The organism is Campylobacter sp. MG1, from assembly GCF_026616895.1.
Taxonomy (GTDB): Bacteria; Campylobacterota; Campylobacteria; order Campylobacterales; family Campylobacteraceae; genus Campylobacter_E.
Genome location: NZ_JANYME010000002.1, coordinates 54927 through 71960, shown reverse-complemented (window position 1 = coordinate 71960; position 17034 = coordinate 54927). Strand labels below are relative to the sequence as shown.

The window sequence follows — 17034 nt, the reverse complement described above, 5'->3', positions numbered from 1 at the left end:
ATATCATTTAAAAGTAAAAATAATCATCAAAGAAAATTAAAAAATAATTTTATTAATATTCAATAAATATAAAATTTATTAATAATTTATTTATATTTAATAAATTTTATTTAAAATATTATTTATAATGTTGTTTTTCACAAGGAATACCATCTGTCTTTTGATTATTGCATTGTTTAAGATGTGCTTTAGCTACTTCATAGTTTTGCATCTGGGAACAATATTATTTTTTAGAACAATCAACTTGGAATCCATATAAATTTATAAATATGAAAAAAATCATTAAAATTTTCATATAAAATTCTTAAATAATAATTATGTATATTTATTAAAAGTATAATGTGAAAAAGTAAAGGATAATAATGAATTCAAGTTTATTTTTAATGGGGAGAATTAAAGAATTAGCAAATGAAATGATACTTCAAGAGCTTAGTAAAAGAATTGAATTTGAGCTATCATTTTCTCATGCTGATATTTTAAATATACTTTTTGATGGCAATGAATATTGTATGGTGCAAATAGCACAAAAAATTCATAGAAGCAAGGCAACAGTTAGTGTTTTGATAGATAAATTAGAATCTAAAGGCTATATATCAAAGCGTCAAAGCAAAAATGATAGCAGAATGACACTTATTAAAGCAACGACTAAAACTATGGAACTTAAAGAAATTTTTGCTGAAATTTCAGGTATAGTTTTTGATAGATTATTTGCTAATTTTTCAAATGCAGAAAAACTTTTTATAGAAGAATTGCTTCAAAAAATGTTAAACAATATAGAAAAATAATAAAATTTTAAGTTTTTTATTTTAAAATAGTTAGATATCTAATTATTAAGGAGATAAAATGTCAAATTTTAGTATTGAAACTTTAGGAGATTTTTCTAAATTGCAAAGAGTTGAGCTTAAGGATAAGCTTGGATTTACTGGCTGTGAAATAAGTATAAATACACTTAATGCAAACACAAATGTACCTTTTATTCATTATCACAAAGAAAATGAAGAAATTTATATTATATTAAGCGGTGATGGTAGTATAAAATTAGATAACGAACTAATTAATATAAAAAAAGGAGATATAATAAGAATATCACCTAGAACTAAAAGACAAATTTTTGCTAATAGTGATTTAAATTATATTTGCATTCAAACAAAAGAAAATTCTCTTAAAAATTATACTATGACTGATGGGATTATAGAATAATTTTTGTATTGATATTGTTTTAGTTTTTTAAAATAATATCAATTATTATAAAGTTAAATTTAACTAGTCTGGTTTTTTATTTTATGTTATTAGCGTGTTAATTTTTATGGTGTAAATTTAATACGCATACATATTAATTTTTAAAGAAAGGTCTAGTATGAAAAGATTTGCAACGATTTTCTTTTGTGCATTTAGTATTTTAGGTGCTAATTTATTAGCTAATGATGACACGCCCCCTAAGGAGCTTTTACAATTATTACACGACCATACTCCGCTAAAGCCTACTAAGGTTTTTGATGATGTTTATTGTCTTGGGACAAAAAGCGTTGTAGCATACGCAATAACAACTAGCGGAGGAATAATTTTAATTGATGCTATGTGGGATAATGATGATGCAAAAGTGATTGAAGATGGGTTAAAAGCTTATAATTTAGACCCAAAAGATGTAAAAATTATCTTAATTACTCACGGGCATGGTGATCATTATGGTGGGGCTAAGTATTTTCAAGATAAATATAACGCAAAAGTTATGATGAGTGCTATTGATAAGGATTTTATGTATTCATATAACGAAGGCCCAAATGACCCAAAATACCCTAAGCCAACGATTAATCATTTACTAAAAGATAAAGAAATAATAAAGCTTGGCAATAAAGAAATCAAAACTTTCTTAACCCCAGGACATACCATAGGAACTACTTCAATTATCTTTGAAAGCTCGTTTAATGGTAAGAAATTTAATGTATTTTTATGGGGTGGAAATGGAATTTCAAAAGATAAAAATCTACAAATTGCTTATGATAAATCTTTAGATGAGTTTAAAAAAGAGCTTGATAAAAACAATGTAGTAGCAAAGTTAGAATCACATTTGTTTCAGGATAATGGATATGAAAAATTAGAAAATATTTATAATAATAATTTCAAAACTCATCCATATATCATAGGAAAAGAAGGCATAGATGCTTGGTATAAAGAATACAAAGGACATATAAAAGCAAAATTAAATAACAATTAATAGTTAAAATAGCAGTTGCAAGGAGAAAATATGAATATAGGTATCAAAATCTGTGCGACTGCTAGAATTATTTATCAGCATTTACATAAATCATTTTTAGACTTAGACATTACACCTGAACAATGGATAGTATTAAATGCTTTATGTAAAAGCCCAAAAATCTCACAAAAAGAGCTTTCAGAACTTACCCAAAAAGACCAAAACACAATAAAAGCAATAGTTGATAAGCTTGTTGTAAAAGATTTAGTAATTAGAAAAACTAATCAAAATGATAAAAGAGCCTTTATTTTAAGTCCTACAAAAAAAGCCAAAGAATTAGCACTAATTTGCACCAAAATAGACAATATTATGTTAGATAAAATTCTAAGTGTTTTTAAAGATGAAAAAGAATTAAAGGACTTTTTAAATAAGCTTGATACGATTAATAAAGTTGTTAGTAAATAATTAAAAATGAATTATTATTTATCATATAATAATTAGTTTTATGGATAAAATGATATTTAAATTTAATTTATTGTATAAAATACTATTAATATTATTAAAAATATTATGTTTAAAATACTAAAAATTATTAAAAATTTTATTCTATTTATTTGATTTTTTATAAGTCTAAAAGTTATTAAATTTGCCATAGATGAAATTAATGTCCCAAGTCCACCTATATTTACACCTATTAGTAGTTCTTGATAGTTCATAAAGTTATGTAAGAGTAGTGTAGCAGGGACATTTGAAATAAAATTTGATAACAATATAGCATTAAATACCATATCCTTAAATAATAAGAATTTAGATAAGTTTTCAATATTTAAACCAACAAAAATAAATAAAAAAATAAATGTAAAAAGTAGGGTATAATCAATCATAAAAAATATTTTATAATTTTTAAAAATAATTGCAAAGCATACTATAATAAAAGCGAAATTTATATTTACTATATTTAAAACAGCTAGAATACATATTAAAAATACTATGTAATCAATATATGAATTTTTTAATTTTATTTTTTGATTTTTTATATTTATTTTTTTTGGTTTAAAAAATATAAAAATTATTATATTTAATAACAAAAAAGATAATAAAACATATGGATAAATAATTTTAATAAATTCTAATAAATTTAAACTATAAAAAGTATATATAAAAATATTTTGCGGATTACCAAAAGGGCTTAAAGATGAGCCTAAATTTGCAGCTATTGTTTGTAAAGATAATATTAATATTTTATTAATATTAATATTTTGTAGCATGTATAAAGTAAATGGAATTAAAATTATTAGTGCAACATCATTTGTGATAAACATTGATAAAAAAAATGTTGTATTTGTGATAGCAAAAGTTATTGATAAATTTGACTTAAAAATTGAAGTAATTTTATTAGCTAAATAAATAAAAGTATTATTTAATTCTAAGGTTTTTAAACTCAACATAAATATAAAAAGTAAAATAATGGTTTTAAAGTTTATACTTTCATATGCTAAATTTAAATTAAAATTTAAAATTAAACTAAACAATGCTAAGACAAAACTAATAATTAATACAAAATCTATTTTTTTTATCAACATAAATAATTCCTGTATGATTATAACATATAATAATTTTATCAATATTTCAAGGATTATATTTTAAGGATTTTTACATAAAAATTTAGATATTTTGCAAATTATTTTGATAATAAATAGCAAATGGTTTATAGTAAAAATATGTATTCTATTTTAGAGCTTGTTTTATGATTAGTTTTAAAATATATTTTAAATTTACAATGCAAATTATCATTGTTAATATTTACATTTTTTTAAGGCTTTATTTATTAATAAATATTTTTGTTTTTATTTATTATTTGATAAATTGAATTTTTCTCAATTTATCAATTTTTTATGCCATTTATATTTTCTAAAAATTCAAATAGTTTTAATAATTATTTTGTTGTTTAATATCTTCTACAATTTCTTTAGACAAAGCATTTATAGCATTAACTTCTCTTTCTTTGGTTTCATCTAAACATAATATATGTTGAATATTTTTAATAAAACCTGGGTTATATATTAAATTTAAGCGTTCTTTATACCTTAAAACTTTTTCATTGCGAATAATTTTAAAACTATAGCTTAATCTAGGAAAGGCAATGCTATCGCTTCTTAATTTTTTGATTGGAAAATCTTCTCCTTTAAAAATACGCCTAAAATAAATACTTATTACAAGTTTATCAGTTGAATTTTTATTTAACATATTATTTTCGGTTAAATTTTTAATTATTTCAGAATTAAATTTATCTTCTATAAAATCTTTTGTAATGTATTTGCTCTCATCTTTTGGAAAATGTTGCTGATAAAATTCAAATTCAATCTTATTAAAATTATAATTACCAGCAACAGGTATAAGCGTTTTTTGTGTTTTTGCACATCCTGAAAATAATATAAGTAAAAAAATAATTAATAAATTACTTGTTAAAATTTTCATATCGCTCCCTTATTTTTTTATATCATCATTTTAGCTAGGGCTTTTGCTTCTTTATAATCTACCTTTCCACTGCCTAATAATGGAATTTCTTTTATCAAAATATATTTACTAGGTTTATAAATTGCTAGTATTTCGCTTTGTTTTATTAAATCTACAAAATAATCAAATTTTTCTTCACTACATTCAATTAATAAAACTACCATCTCGCCTTTTTTATCATCTTCTAAAGAAGTAGAGCAGAGTTTTACTTCATCATTATTAATCACTTTAGCAACTTCACTTTCAACAAGTCCTAAAGAAATCATCTCTCCACCAATTTTTGCAAACCTTGAATATCTATCTACAATGTATAAAAATCCATCTTCATCTAAATGTCCCTTATCTCCTGTGTTATACCATCTAATGCCATCTATTTCTTTTATAACTTCGGCAGTTTTTTCAGGATTATTTAAATATCCTTGCATTACTTGGTGTCCGCCTATTAAAATAAGTCCATCTTCGTTTGCTTTTAATTCTTCATAGCTTAGTGGATCAACTATTCTAATAGCAGTGCCAGGTAAAGGCATACCTACGCTTTTGTCTTTATTTGCTCTATGTAGTTGCCAATATGTGCTATCAAATTTATTAGGTAAATTCACACTTGCAACAGGTGTTGTCTCGGTAGCTCCGTAACCTTCGTAAATATTTTTTTTGAACTTTAGTTCAAAAGCTGATTTAATCTCGGGCTTTAATTTTTCAGCACCTGCAACTACAATTCTAAGGCTATCAAACATAATTTCATCTATTTTTTTATTTCTTGCATAAATTCCTAAAAATGTAGAAGTTGCACACATAATGCTAACATTATTTTTTACTATAGTTTTTGCAACGCCTAAAGCATCGGTAGGGTCAGCACAAGTTGCACTTTTTATCCCTTCTATTAAAGGCATAAAGGTAGTAACGGTTAGTCCAAATGCGTGAAATGGTGGTAAAGATGAGAGTATTACATCATCATCTTTTGCACAAATTATGCTAGAAATTGAAGCAATATTGCTTAAAATATTTTTATGGCTTAGCATAACTCCTTTAGGCATTCCTTCGCTACCACTACTAAATAAAATCGCAGCTGTTTTTTCATTGCTTAAATTCTTAGTAAATAAGGCTTGTAACATAAAGCTAGGTAAGATACTTATTAAAAAGAGTTTAAAGATAATATCTAGCTTTTCTTTTTTTATAGCTTTTATTAAATCTTCTAAATAAATGATATTTACATTTTCTAATTCTAATTTAAAGCCTTTATTTTCTAGCTTTTCTAAGAATTTAGATGATGTATAAATATGCTTTATATTTGCACTTTCTTTTGCTTGATTGATTGCTTTTATTCCTGCGGTGTAGTTTAGATTTACTATGGTTTTTCCAGCAAATAAACTAGCTAGATTTACAAGCGTTGAAGCAAATGAAGCAGGTAATAATATGCCTATATTTTCATCGTTAGGGATTTTTTTACTAAGCACTAGGCTTAATGCTAGGAGTTTTTTGTAGCTTATATCTCCTGCTAAAGGGTCGTTTATCGCTATATTTTGTGAGTATTTTTTAGCACTTAGGATAAAGGCTTTTTCTATTGTTTTTAGATTATCGCTTTGAGTTTTTGTAGCTAAGAATGATAGTTCAAATACTTTAGCTTTTACTAATTCTTTACTTGAATGTATGCTAAGGGCTGTTCCGAATGCTATTGCTATTTCTCTTTTACCGATTTTTTTATTTCTTAGATTGTATTCTTCATCACTTCTTGAAAACGAACTACCCCAAAGCCCGTGGATATAAAAAGGAATTATAATCCCATCATCTTCGCTTAAATCCTTGCACGCTAATTCAAATCCGCTTTTAAATTCATTTAAATGTCCGTGTCTTGATAGAGTTCCTTCAGGGAAAATACAAACAATTTCGCCTTTTTTGATATAAGTTGCAATTAATTCTAAGGCTTCTTTACTTGCAGCAGAGCTTACAGGGATTACTCCAAAATGCTTTATAAACATTCTAATATACCATTTTTGATAGTATTTTCTCTCCATTACAAAATGCACTTTTTTAGGGATTGCCATTTGTATGATAGCCCAGTCAATAAAGGAAATATGATTGCCTAATAATAGCACTCCTTTATTTTGTGGAATATTTTCAAACCCTGCTACTAATAATCTATATTTTTGATAAAAAGCAAGGCTTACTATTATTCTTACTAAAGAAAAAGGCAGTTTTATTAATACATAAAAAGAGCCTAAAAAACTCACAACTACAATGAAATAAAACAAATATAAAACATCAATTTCTAAATAAGCAAAAAAAGTAGCAAGTATGACAAAACTTAGCATAAAAATATTTTGAATAAAATTATTTCCTGCTAAGACTATACCTAATTCATTTTCTTTAGCATTAAATTGTATTAAAGAATTAAGAGCGATTGTGAATATTGCCCCAGATATGCCAAATATAAAAAATACAAGTGCAAAGGCAAATAAATTATTAAGAAAGCTTATTAATAATGAGCTTAAAAATAATCCTAAAGCACCAAGCGGGATAAGCCCTAATTCAATGTAGTTTTTAGAAAATCTACCTGCAATTATTGAGCCTACAATAACGCCTATTGCACTAGCTGCCATTACGCCTTGCACATAAAAGGTGTTTAATTCATTTAGATGAAACTTAGCAAATACAGGAAAAGATACTAAATATAATTGAGAAATAGCCCAAAAGAAGGCAATTCCTATTATACATAGCCAAATTACTTTATTTTGAAATATTAAGCTAAGGTTGTTTTTAAGCAAAACTCCTTTTAAATAATCGTTTTTATTGAATGCTAAATTAGAATTTTCGCTTTTAACCTGCGGTAATTTAGACGCTAAAATAAATTCTAAAACACTAAAAGCTACTAGTAATAAGCCTAGTGGAGCTACTTGAGTTAATATATCCTTACTCGTGCTAAACTCGTTTAATAATAATTCAAAACCTAAAGAAAATACAAGCATTCCGCACAAAATAGCCACAATACTAACTGCATTTATAGCACCATTTCCCATAGCAAGTTGTTTGATACCAACTAGCTCTTTAATATAACCATATTTAGCAGGAGAATATAAGGCTGATTGAATACCCATAATAAGCGTCATTATAAAGGCTAGATAAAAATAACCATTGTAATAACTAAAACAAATGATTGATACTAAAAATATATTTGCTAAAGCAGTTATTTTCATAACTTTATTTTTAGGATATTTATCAGCTAAAAATCCTGATATTGAAAAGCTAAAAATATAAGGTAATAAAATTAAAGCATTAATAATTGCGGTTAAAAATAATTGCGTACTGCCATCATAAATCTTATAAACCGTGTTTTGAATGATGATTTTATGTCCTAAATCAACAAAAGCATTCAAAAACCCAACTAATAAAAATGCGATTATTCCATTGATTTTTAAAAAATCGTTTCTCATTTATAACCCCTAAGAAATAATTTATTTAACTATTTTTTTATTTTATTGTAAATTAGTTATAACGCTTTATAAGGTGGTTATAAATATGATTGGTTTGATTATTAATTGTTTTGGAATTTGAAAAATAAATGTATTTATGAGTATTTTTAGTTTTATTAAACGCTTAAAATATTTATAGGTAATAAAAGCTTATAATGCTAAAAGTAATTTAGCTAGAATTGTTTAAAAATCTAAAATTAAACAATAATTAGTGATTTTAAAAGTTATTAAATTATTGATTTAGCTAAGGTATTAATTTAAGAATTTTAAATGTATGATTTAATTTCTTATTATTTATATTTTAAGTGATTTTTATACATAGTTAAGATAACTTATTTATTATTTAAAAGGTTGTTTATATCTGATTTTTCAAGTCTATGTAGTAGCCATTCATCTTTTGTGTTAGCTCCTATTTTTTTATAAACTTCAAGACTTGGATAGTTGTCTTTAAGACAAACCCAATCAATTCTTTCGTAATCATTTTGTTTAGCTATTTTAGCTAGCTCTTTTATGAGTGCTTTTCCTATTCCTTTATTTCTGTATTCAACATCAACGAATAAATCTTCTAAGTAAATTCCACATTTTCCTAAAAATGTAGAGAAATTATTAAAATACAAAGCAAATCCAACAGGCTTTAAATCATAATAAGCTATTAAAACATAAGCTTTTTGTTTTATAAATAAGTTTTCTTTTAAAAGTTCTTTAGTAGCTACAACGCTACTTGATAAGTTTTCATAATCAGCTAATTTTTTAATAAATTCTAAGATTAAATCTAAATCTTTTTCTGAAGCTTTTTGTATTGTAATCATTCTATAAACGAAATTCTACAAACGGAGAAAAATCTCCGTAATATTAGCGTTTAAGTTCTTTAATTCTTGCAGCTTTACCGCGTAATCTGCGTAGATAGAATAGTCTTGAGCGTCTTACTTTACCATGGCGAACTACCGTAATACTTTCTAGACTATCAGAATAAATTGGGAATATTCTTTCTACTCCAACACCATTTGCACCAATTTTGCGAACCATAAAAGTTTCACCTGTGCCTTGACCACGACGAGCTATACAAATACCTTCAAAATTTTGAACCCTTGACTTATCACCTTCTTTAATATGAATAGCAAGTTTTAATGTATCGCCAGCTCTAAAATCAGGAATATTTTTTCCTTCAATTTGTTTAGCTTCAAACTGCTCAATATATTTATTTCTCATAGTTTTTCCTTAAATTATTGTGCTTAGCAAGTAAATCCGGGCGGTGGAATTTGGTCTTGCAAAACGATAGATGATTTTTTAAAAGGCTAATATTAGCGTGATTACCCTTAACAAAACTTGAAATTGAATAAAATTTCTTAAAAATATTATTTTTTTTATATTCAAATATAAAAGGTTTAGTAAAAGATGGAGCTTCTAATAAATAATTTTCAAAACTTTCTTCTACTAAGCTTTCTTGTTTTATTACTCCATTTATATTTCTAGCAATTGCATCACACATACAAAGAGCTCCTAATTCCCCACCCGTTAGGACAAAATCACCTATGCTAAAAACCTCATTAGCATAATTTTCATACACTCTTTCGTCAATACCTTCATATCTTCCGCATACAAAAGTAATTTCGCTTTTTAAAGCAAGTCTTTTGGCATCAATTTGTTTAAAAGGTTTTCCTGTAGGGCTTAAAAATATAATATGAGAATTTTTATAATTTTCTAAACAATCAAATAAAGGCTGGCAAGCCATAAGCATACCTGCTCCGCCGCTGATTTTCGTATCATCTACTTTATTATGTTTGTTTGTAGAATAATTTCTAGGATTGTCAAAATGTAGTTTTATAAGCTCTTTTTCTCTTGCAATTTTTAAAATGCTTTCATTAAAATAGTTTTCAATTAGATTTGGAAATAAACTTATAAAATTAAATTTCATTACGAATTTTCTAAAATACTTTTAGAATTATTTACCTTGATAATATCACTTACTGAAATTATAAAATTATTGTGAAAAGGTATATAAAAACTCTTAGATAAGCCTAAATTTACTAATTCATCGCTAGTTTTTATCTCTAATAAATCATTAGCTCCTGTTTCTAAAATATCAACAACGCTACCTAAAAACTCATCATCTTGATATACTTTTAACCCAATAATATCAAAATAAAAATATTCATCTTTTTTAAGCTTAATATTTTTTCTAGTATTTTCAATATTAGAGTAAAGCTCCATATTTACAAGTTCTTTAGCCTTATTTACATCTTCATATCCTACAAATTGCACTAAAGAATTTGAAAAATCAAAAGATTTAATTATGAATTTTTTACCATTTTTATCAAAAAATTCAGCTTTAGGTTTAAATTGTTCGTAAAAATCACTTTTATTATGAAATTTTAAAAAACCAAGTAATCCGTGAGTTTTACCAATTTTAGCAACATAAACTAGATTATTCATCAAAAGTTTTTACCGTGATTTTATAATTTAATTTTTGAGTATTTTTGTGATTAACTGCTATTGTTTTAATTGCGGTTATGATTTTTCCTGATTTTCCAATAAGTCTTCCGGCATCTATTTTAGTAGCCATAATAACAATATCTATTAGGTTATTTTCTTTTTCTTCTACAAAAATTTCTAGCCGCTCAGGATTTGCGGCTATTGTTTTTGCATATGTAAAAATAAATTCTTTTACCATTATTTTGTAATTCTTGCTACACGATCGCTTAATTTAGCGCCTACGCTTTTCCAGTAAGCTAGTCTTTCAGCATCAAATTTGATTGTTTCAGGCTCGCTCATAGGATTGTAATATCCTATACTCTCAATCCAACCGCCATCTCTTCTTTTTCTGCTATCTGTTACTACGATACGATAAAAAGGACGCTTTTTTCTACCCATTCTTGTTAGTCTTACAACTGTCATTATTTTCTCCTTGATTGATTTAAAGATTTTTTATAAACAAAAATTGTCTATAAAAAAGCTTTAAATAAGTTTAAAGCTTTAAAAATTTTTAATTATTTTGGAAAATTTCCTTGATTTAGCATAGAACCTAACCCTTTCATACCACCTTTTGAAAGTTTTTTAGCGATTTTTGATGCATTTTCAAATTGTTTTAAAAATCTATTAACTTCCATTTGAGATAGACCTGCACCTTTTGCAATTCTTGCTTTTCTAGCATTGTTTAATAGGCTTGGAGTTTCTCTTTCTTTTGGTGTCATTGAGCTAATCATTGCCTTTATATGTATCATTTCTTTAGAACTTTCTAAATCTATATCTTTTACTTTATTAGCAATGCCACCAAGACCTGGTATCATTCCAACTAATGAACCTAAATTCCCTAATTTTTTTACACTTTCAAGTTGGTTTATAAAATCATTGAAATTAAATTCACCTTTTTTGATTTTTTTGCTTAAGATTTTTGCTTCTTTTTCATCAAAAACTGCTGAAGTTTTTTCCATTAAAGTTGCTAAATCGCCTTCTCCCATAATACGACCAACAATTCTTTCTGGAACAAAACTCTCAAAATCTCCTACCTTCTCACCAATACCTACGAATTTTAAAGGTAGATTTAATAATTTTGCTATACCTAAAGCAACCCCGCCTTTAGTATCTGCATCAAATTTACTTAAAATAACACCACTAATGCCTATTTTTTCATTAAATGTTTCTGCAGTTTTTACACCTTCTTGACCGCTCATAGCATCAGCTACATAAAAACTCTCATAAGGATTTATTATATCTTTTACACGAGCTAATTCATTCATTAAAGGCTCATCAATCGCTAAACGACCTGCAGTATCCACTAATAATACATCATATAAGCCATCTTTAGCTTTGTTAAGAGCATTTTTCGCTACTTCGCAAGGGTCTTTGCTATCCATTGAAAATAAATCAATTTCATTAGCTTCACATAATTGTCTTAATTGCTCTACCGCAGCAAGTCTTTGTAAATCACACGCTGCTACTAGAACTTTTTTCTTTCTAAGTTTTAAATAATTTGCTAATTTTATCGTGCTAGTTGTCTTTCCACCACCTTGTAAGCCTATCATCATTACAGATGTTAAACCACTTGGAGAAAATCTAAATTCGCTTATTTTATTTTCTGGTGTTAGTATGTTTGTAAGGTTATTTTTAATTGCATCTAAAAAATGCTTTTGACCGATTCCTTTTGCTTTTACTTCATTTTCTACATTAACTAATAATTCTTTCGTTACCTTAAAATGAACATCAGCCTTTAATAAAGACTTTTTAAGAGTTTCCATAGCGTTTTTTAACGCTTTTTCATCATCTATTGTTTTTAATTTATTTACCGCTTGCTTAAAAGAATCACTAATCAACTCAAACATTAAAAATATCCTTTAATTTAAATTTTAAAAAAGGGGTAATTATAACCCCAAATGCTTTATATTTGTTTAATAAATTATATATCTATATCACAAATAGTAGCAATCATAACAGCTTTTATAGTGTGCATTCTATTTTCTGCTTGATTAAAAATTATATCAGCATTATTCTCAAATACATTTTCTGTAATTTCATTACCTTTTACTGCAGGTAAGCAGTGCATTATTATTGTATTTTTTCCAGTTTTTAAAAGCAATTCATCATTTACTTGATAAGGTTTTAAAATATTTATTCTATCTTTTGCTTTTTCTTCTTCTCCCATAGAGCACCAAACATCAGTATATATAATATCAGCACCCTTAATATCTTCAATATTATCGCTGATTTTTATACTTGAGTTATTCGCAAAACTTTTGCAAAGATTTATTAATTCATTATCAGGATGAAGTTCTTTAGGGCTAATATTTATATAATTTAATCCTAATTTAGCACAACCTATCATAAGAGAATTTGCCATATTGTTTCTACCATCTCCAATATATGCAAAATTAAGCCCTTCTAGTTTGTTAAAATGCTCGTAAATAGTTAGCATATCGGCTAGAATTTGAGTTGGATGAAATTCGTTTGTTAAACCATTCCAAACAGGAACATCACTATATTTTGCTAAGGTTTCTAAATCACTTTGATTAAAGCCGCGAAACTCAATGCCATCAAACATTCTACTTAATACCCTAGCGGTATCTTGTATGCTTTCTTTTTTGCCTAATTGTATATCGTTAGCACCTAAATATTCAGGATAAGCTTTTTCATCGTTACAAGCTACTACAAATGCACATCTTGTTCTAGTTGATGGTTTTTCAAATATTAAAGCTATATTTTTTCCTTGCAAATGATTGCCTGTTATACCTTGCTTTTTCTTTTCTTTTAGCTCTTTTGCAAATTTAATAAGTGCTAGGATTTCATCTTTACTAAAATCTTTTAAAGTCAGAAAATCTCTGTTTGTTAGTTTCATTTTTTCTCCTTTTGTTACATTTTTATACTATTTTTTAAATGATTTTAAATTTTTAAAATATATTATATTAAATAATTGATTTTTTAAGTATAATCCTATCAATTTTTTTAAGGAGGACAAATGGAAAAATTACAAATAAATAAATTAAATCTGCGTTAAAACTTATCACTTCTTTTATTCTATTTTTTTTATTTTTTACATTTTTTATTTTTATTAATTTTTAGGAGATTATTATGAAACAAATTTTTATAGCTACATTGCTAGCTTTAGGGCTTTTTGCACAAGAGATTTATAAGGTTGGCACAGGATATGATTATCCACCATTTGATTATATAGAAAATGGTGAAATTGTAGGATTTGAGATTGATTTAGTAAGAGCAGTAGCAAAGGAGTTGGGTATTCAGGTTGAGCCTGTTACAATGCCATTTGATGGGCTTATTGCGGCTTTAAAAGTGGGTAAAATTGATATTATTTCAGCAGGTATGAGTTATACTTCACAAAGAGCTAAAAATGCTGAATTTACAAAAAGCATATTTGATAGCAAAAATTATTATTTGAAGTTAAAAGGAAATGATAAAATAAATTCTTTAGATGATTTATCAAATGGTGCAATAATTGGGGCAAAAATAGGCACTCTTCAAGCTGACGAAATAACTAATTTAAAAGGTGTTAAGCCGTATTTAAACGAAGAATATATAGTGCTTATTAATTCTACTTTAAATGGTAAAATTGATGGTTTTGTAATGGAAGAACCAGTCGCTAAAAGTTATATGAAAAAGTATCCAAATTTAGAAGTTTTTGCTACTTCTAGTATTGAAGGAATGAGCCTAGCTTTTAAAAAGGGTAATACAAAATTAAGAGATGATTTTGATAAAACTATTGAGAAATTTAAGCAAGATGGAACTTATTTAAAATTATTAGAAAAATATAATTTAAACTAATCCTTGAAAAAGGATTAGTAAATTCTTTCGCCTTTTAGCCAAGTTTGATGAACTTTTATATCTTTTATTTTTGTTTTATCAATACTAAAAATATCATTATCTAAGACAATAAAATCAGCACTTTTACCATCTTCAATAGTTGTGCAATTTTTTAGCATTAGGATATTTTGTGAGTTTTTAGTTAGCATTAAAATTGCATCTTCAACTGATATTTCTTCATTTTTATTATAGTTTTTGCCGTTAGGATTAGTTCTTACAACAGCTGCATTAATACTTACAAATAAATTAAAAGGCTCGTGATGAATTGTAGCTGGTGCATCACTTGAAATGCTTAAATCTAAATGTTCTTTTAATGTGTTTAAAGCACAAATTGAATTAAATCTATCATCTTCTAACGCATCTTCATAGCTTGTATATTCAGCGTATTGAAATATTGGTTGTGTGCTTATAGCAATTTTTATTTTTAACTTTTTTATTTTTTCAATATGTTTTAAATTTAGCATAGAAGCATGCTCAAATCTAACGCTAGGATAATCTTTTAACCAATTTTCATAGCTTGTAAGATTATCAATTACTATATCTATAGCTTTATCTCCCATTAGATGAAAACTTATTTGGCAATTATTATTTTTTGCAAAATCAATGGCTTCTTTAATTTCATTAATATTACATACTAAATCCCCATAATTGTCGCTATTTTTATAAGGTTTATGAGTAAATGCAGTTTGTGATGATATAGTGCCATCTACAAAGAATTTAATTCCATTAGTTTTAATATCTTCTAGGCTTTTAAATAAGCCAAATTCTTTAGCGTCTTTATAAACTTGATATAAACTAACTCTTTGTTTTAAACCCATATTTTTTGCTAATTTATATAATTCATAAGCTTTTAAAGGTTTAGAATAACACATCATATCACTAATATTTACTATTCCTAAACTTGCATAAATTTCGCCTAATTTTACTAATTTTTTTGCTTCATCTTCTAAGCTTTCTTTTTCCATTGCATTGCGAATTAACATAGATGCACCTAAATCATACATAATACCATTAGGAGTGCCGTCTTCAAATCTGCCTATTTTTCCACCTTTAGGCTCTTTTGTGTCTTTTGTAATATTTGCTAGTTCTAATGCTTTAGAATTGCAAACGCAAGAATGACAGCAACTTCTTAATATAAAAACTGGTTGTGTTGAGCTTATCAAATCTAAATCTTTTATAGTAGGAGCTCTTTTTTCATCTAGTTTTGATTCATCATAACACCAACCTTTAATCCATTTATTTTCCTTACCATAATTTGGTGAAGTTTTTAAAAATTCTATTAATTGTGGAATATTTGCCACATAAGGTTTAGTGCAAGCTAGACTATCTATTATTTGTGATACATATGTTGGATGCGTGTGAGTATCGCTTAATGCAGGAATAACGCAGGCATTTTTTAAATCTATGATTTTATTGCAATCATTTCTATTTACATTATTGATTTCACAAAATTTGGAGTTTTTTATACTAAATTCGCTTATAAAATCATTTTCGTTTTTACCTGTAAAAACTTTAGCATTAACAAAACCTATTTTCATAATCTATTCCTTTATGTTACATAATGTTACATTTTTTATATTTAATTTAAAATTACACATATTATAATTAACATATTTTACTTTTTTGATTATTATAAGTAATATTTTTAAGGAGGACAAATGGAAAAATTACAAATAAATAAATCAAATCTGCGTTAAAACTTATCACTTCTTTTATTCTATTTTTTTATTTTTTACATTTTTTATTTTTATTAATTTTTAGGAGATTATTATGAAACAAATTTTTATAGCTACATTGCTAGCTTTAGGGCTTTTCGCACAAGAGATTTATAAAGTTGGTTTATCGCCTGATTTCCCACCATTTGAGTATATGGAAAATGATGAAATTGTGGGGTTTGAGATTGATTTAGTAAGAGAAATTGCTAAGGAGTTAAATATAAAAATTGAGATTATTCCAATGTCTTTTGATGGTTTAATACTAGCTTTAAAATCAAAAAAGATTGATATTATTGCATCAGGTATGAGTTACACACCTAAAAGAGCTAAAAATGTTGAGTTTTCAAATCCAATAATAGAAAGTGAAAACCACTATATCAAATTAAAAAGTAATAAAAAGCTAAATTCTTTAAAAGACCTTGAAAAAGGAGCTATTTTAGGCGCACAAATAGGAACTTTGCAAGCTGATGAAATATCTAATATTAAAGGCGTAGTTCCGTTTTTAAATTCTGAATACATTCCACTTGTATTATCTACTTTAAATGGCAAAATTGATGGTTTTGTATTAGAAGCTGCTGTTGCTAAGAGTTATACTAAAAATTATGATGATTTTGAAGTATTCGCAAAAACTCCAATAGCTGGAACTTGCATAGCTTTTCAAAAAGGCAATACTAAATTAAGAGATGATTTTAATAATGTAATTAACAAATTTAAAAACGATGGAACTTATTTAAAATTGTTACAAAAATATAATTTAGACTAAATATTTATGCCTAGTATTTAGGCATAAATATTTTATTTATAAAATATAATTTATTAATAAATTTTTAGT

At 26.0% G+C, this 17034-nt stretch carries 18 protein-coding genes; 6 read left to right on the top strand and 12 right to left on the bottom strand.

All coding sequences use genetic code 11. The features are described from left to right. Positions 1-362 precede the first annotated feature (362 nt). The 4 genes from NY022_RS01790 (at position 363) to NY022_RS01775 (ending at position 2659) form a co-directional block, all read left to right on the top strand. Entirely contained in the window at positions 363-785 is a 423-nt protein-coding gene (locus NY022_RS01790; protein WP_267523296.1) for a MarR family winged helix-turn-helix transcriptional regulator, read from the top strand. 58 nt (positions 786-843) lie between these two features. After that, positions 844-1200: a cupin domain-containing protein gene (locus NY022_RS01785; RefSeq protein WP_267523295.1), complete on the top strand. Its 357-nt coding sequence runs from the start codon at positions 844-846 to the stop codon at positions 1198-1200. A 157-nt stretch (positions 1201-1357) separates the two neighbouring features. After that, positions 1358-2215 (top strand): MBL fold metallo-hydrolase, encoded by an 858-nt coding sequence (locus NY022_RS01780; protein ID WP_267523294.1) that lies wholly within the window; start codon positions 1358-1360, stop codon positions 2213-2215. Positions 2216-2245: 30 nt separating this feature from the next. Then, the gene (locus NY022_RS01775; RefSeq protein ID WP_267523293.1) at positions 2246-2659 is read left to right on the top strand and encodes a MarR family winged helix-turn-helix transcriptional regulator; all 414 of its coding nucleotides are present in this window, start codon (positions 2246-2248) and stop codon (positions 2657-2659) included. Positions 2660-2721: 62 nt separating this feature from the next. Here NY022_RS01775 and NY022_RS01770 read toward each other — a convergent pair whose 3' ends face one another. From NY022_RS01770 to argF, 11 genes are all read right to left on the bottom strand, one after another. Further along, positions 2722-3777 (bottom strand): SLC13 family permease, encoded by a 1056-nt coding sequence (locus NY022_RS01770; RefSeq protein ID WP_267523292.1) that lies wholly within the window; start codon positions 3775-3777, stop codon positions 2722-2724. 346 nt (positions 3778-4123) lie between these two features. After that, positions 4124-4672: a hypothetical protein gene (locus NY022_RS01765; protein ID WP_267523291.1), complete on the bottom strand. Its 549-nt coding sequence runs from the start codon at positions 4670-4672 to the stop codon at positions 4124-4126. 17 nt (positions 4673-4689) lie between these two features. After that, complete coding sequence (locus NY022_RS01760) at positions 4690-8139, bottom strand: acyl-[ACP]--phospholipid O-acyltransferase (protein WP_267523290.1); 3450 nt, start codon at positions 8137-8139, stop codon at positions 4690-4692. 371 nt (positions 8140-8510) lie between these two features. Further along, complete coding sequence (locus tag NY022_RS01755) at positions 8511-8987, bottom strand: GNAT family N-acetyltransferase (protein ID WP_267523289.1); 477 nt, start codon at positions 8985-8987, stop codon at positions 8511-8513. A 43-nt stretch (positions 8988-9030) separates the two neighbouring features. Beyond that, the gene (gene rplS / locus NY022_RS01750) at positions 9031-9387 is read right to left on the bottom strand and encodes a 50S ribosomal protein L19 (protein ID WP_214117796.1); all 357 of its coding nucleotides are present in this window, start codon (positions 9385-9387) and stop codon (positions 9031-9033) included. Continuing rightward, positions 9377-10093 (bottom strand): tRNA (guanosine(37)-N1)-methyltransferase TrmD, encoded by a 717-nt coding sequence (gene trmD / locus NY022_RS01745; protein ID WP_214119529.1) that lies wholly within the window; start codon positions 10091-10093, stop codon positions 9377-9379. The genes rplS and trmD overlap by 11 nt, the downstream gene beginning before the upstream one ends. Then, complete coding sequence (gene rimM / locus NY022_RS01740) at positions 10093-10611, bottom strand: ribosome maturation factor RimM (protein WP_267523288.1); 519 nt, start codon at positions 10609-10611, stop codon at positions 10093-10095. Before rimM ends, trmD begins: the two co-directional genes overlap by 1 nt. Then, positions 10604-10849 (bottom strand): KH domain-containing protein, encoded by a 246-nt coding sequence (locus NY022_RS01735; RefSeq protein ID WP_214117793.1) that lies wholly within the window; start codon positions 10847-10849, stop codon positions 10604-10606. The genes rimM and NY022_RS01735 overlap by 8 nt, the downstream gene beginning before the upstream one ends. After that, a complete protein-coding gene (gene rpsP / locus NY022_RS01730) occupies positions 10849-11073 on the bottom strand; it encodes a 30S ribosomal protein S16 (protein ID WP_214117792.1) in 225 nt (74 codons plus the stop codon). Before rpsP ends, NY022_RS01735 begins: the two co-directional genes overlap by 1 nt. A gap of 92 nt (positions 11074-11165) precedes the next feature. Beyond that, the gene (locus NY022_RS01725) at positions 11166-12497 is read right to left on the bottom strand and encodes a signal recognition particle protein (RefSeq protein ID WP_214117791.1); all 1332 of its coding nucleotides are present in this window, start codon (positions 12495-12497) and stop codon (positions 11166-11168) included. A gap of 74 nt (positions 12498-12571) precedes the next feature. Then, a complete protein-coding gene (argF, locus tag NY022_RS01720; protein WP_214117790.1) occupies positions 12572-13507 on the bottom strand; it encodes an ornithine carbamoyltransferase in 936 nt (311 codons plus the stop codon). A gap of 233 nt (positions 13508-13740) precedes the next feature. Between argF and NY022_RS01715 the strand changes: the two genes are divergently transcribed. Then, positions 13741-14448 (top strand): substrate-binding periplasmic protein, encoded by a 708-nt coding sequence (locus NY022_RS01715; RefSeq protein ID WP_239803086.1) that lies wholly within the window; start codon positions 13741-13743, stop codon positions 14446-14448. Positions 14449-14462: 14 nt separating this feature from the next. Here the strand turns inward: NY022_RS01715 and NY022_RS01710 are convergent, their stop codons facing one another. Next, positions 14463-16025: an amidohydrolase gene (locus NY022_RS01710; protein WP_267523287.1), complete on the bottom strand. Its 1563-nt coding sequence runs from the start codon at positions 16023-16025 to the stop codon at positions 14463-14465. Positions 16026-16257: 232 nt separating this feature from the next. On the opposite strand from NY022_RS01710, the gene NY022_RS01705 reads away from it, so the two are divergent. After that, a complete protein-coding gene (locus NY022_RS01705) occupies positions 16258-16965 on the top strand; it encodes a transporter substrate-binding domain-containing protein (protein WP_214117787.1) in 708 nt (235 codons plus the stop codon). The last annotated feature ends 69 nt before the right edge of the window (positions 16966-17034 follow it).

Bases quoted from the DNA above. Each gene is read 5' to 3' on its own strand.
- NY022_RS01790 (WP_267523296.1), top strand. From the start codon at position 363: ATGAATTCAAGTTTATTTTTAATGGGGAGAATTAAAGAATTAGCAAAT.
- NY022_RS01785 (WP_267523295.1), top strand. From the start codon at position 844: ATGTCAAATTTTAGTATTGAAACTTTAGGAGATTTTTCTAAATTGCAA.
- NY022_RS01780 (WP_267523294.1), top strand. From the start codon at position 1,358: ATGAAAAGATTTGCAACGATTTTCTTTTGTGCATTTAGTATTTTAGGT.
- NY022_RS01775 (WP_267523293.1), top strand. From the start codon at position 2,246: ATGAATATAGGTATCAAAATCTGTGCGACTGCTAGAATTATTTATCAG.
- NY022_RS01770 (WP_267523292.1), bottom strand. From the start codon at position 3,777: ATGTTGATAAAAAAAATAGATTTTGTATTAATTATTAGTTTTGTCTTA.
- NY022_RS01765 (WP_267523291.1), bottom strand. From the start codon at position 4,672: ATGAAAATTTTAACAAGTAATTTATTAATTATTTTTTTACTTATATTA.
- NY022_RS01760 (WP_267523290.1), bottom strand. From the start codon at position 8,139: ATGAGAAACGATTTTTTAAAAATCAATGGAATAATCGCATTTTTATTA.
- NY022_RS01755 (WP_267523289.1), bottom strand. From the start codon at position 8,987: ATGATTACAATACAAAAAGCTTCAGAAAAAGATTTAGATTTAATCTTA.
- rplS (WP_214117796.1), bottom strand. From the start codon at position 9,387: ATGAGAAATAAATATATTGAGCAGTTTGAAGCTAAACAAATTGAAGGA.
- trmD (WP_214119529.1), bottom strand. From the start codon at position 10,093: ATGAAATTTAATTTTATAAGTTTATTTCCAAATCTAATTGAAAACTAT.
- rimM (WP_267523288.1), bottom strand. From the start codon at position 10,611: ATGAATAATCTAGTTTATGTTGCTAAAATTGGTAAAACTCACGGATTA.
- NY022_RS01735 (WP_214117793.1), bottom strand. From the start codon at position 10,849: ATGGTAAAAGAATTTATTTTTACATATGCAAAAACAATAGCCGCAAAT.
- rpsP (WP_214117792.1), bottom strand. From the start codon at position 11,073: ATGACAGTTGTAAGACTAACAAGAATGGGTAGAAAAAAGCGTCCTTTT.
- NY022_RS01725 (WP_214117791.1), bottom strand. From the start codon at position 12,497: ATGTTTGAGTTGATTAGTGATTCTTTTAAGCAAGCGGTAAATAAATTA.
- argF (WP_214117790.1), bottom strand. From the start codon at position 13,507: ATGAAACTAACAAACAGAGATTTTCTGACTTTAAAAGATTTTAGTAAA.
- NY022_RS01715 (WP_239803086.1), top strand. From the start codon at position 13,741: ATGAAACAAATTTTTATAGCTACATTGCTAGCTTTAGGGCTTTTTGCA.
- NY022_RS01710 (WP_267523287.1), bottom strand. From the start codon at position 16,025: ATGAAAATAGGTTTTGTTAATGCTAAAGTTTTTACAGGTAAAAACGAA.
- NY022_RS01705 (WP_214117787.1), top strand. From the start codon at position 16,258: ATGAAACAAATTTTTATAGCTACATTGCTAGCTTTAGGGCTTTTCGCA.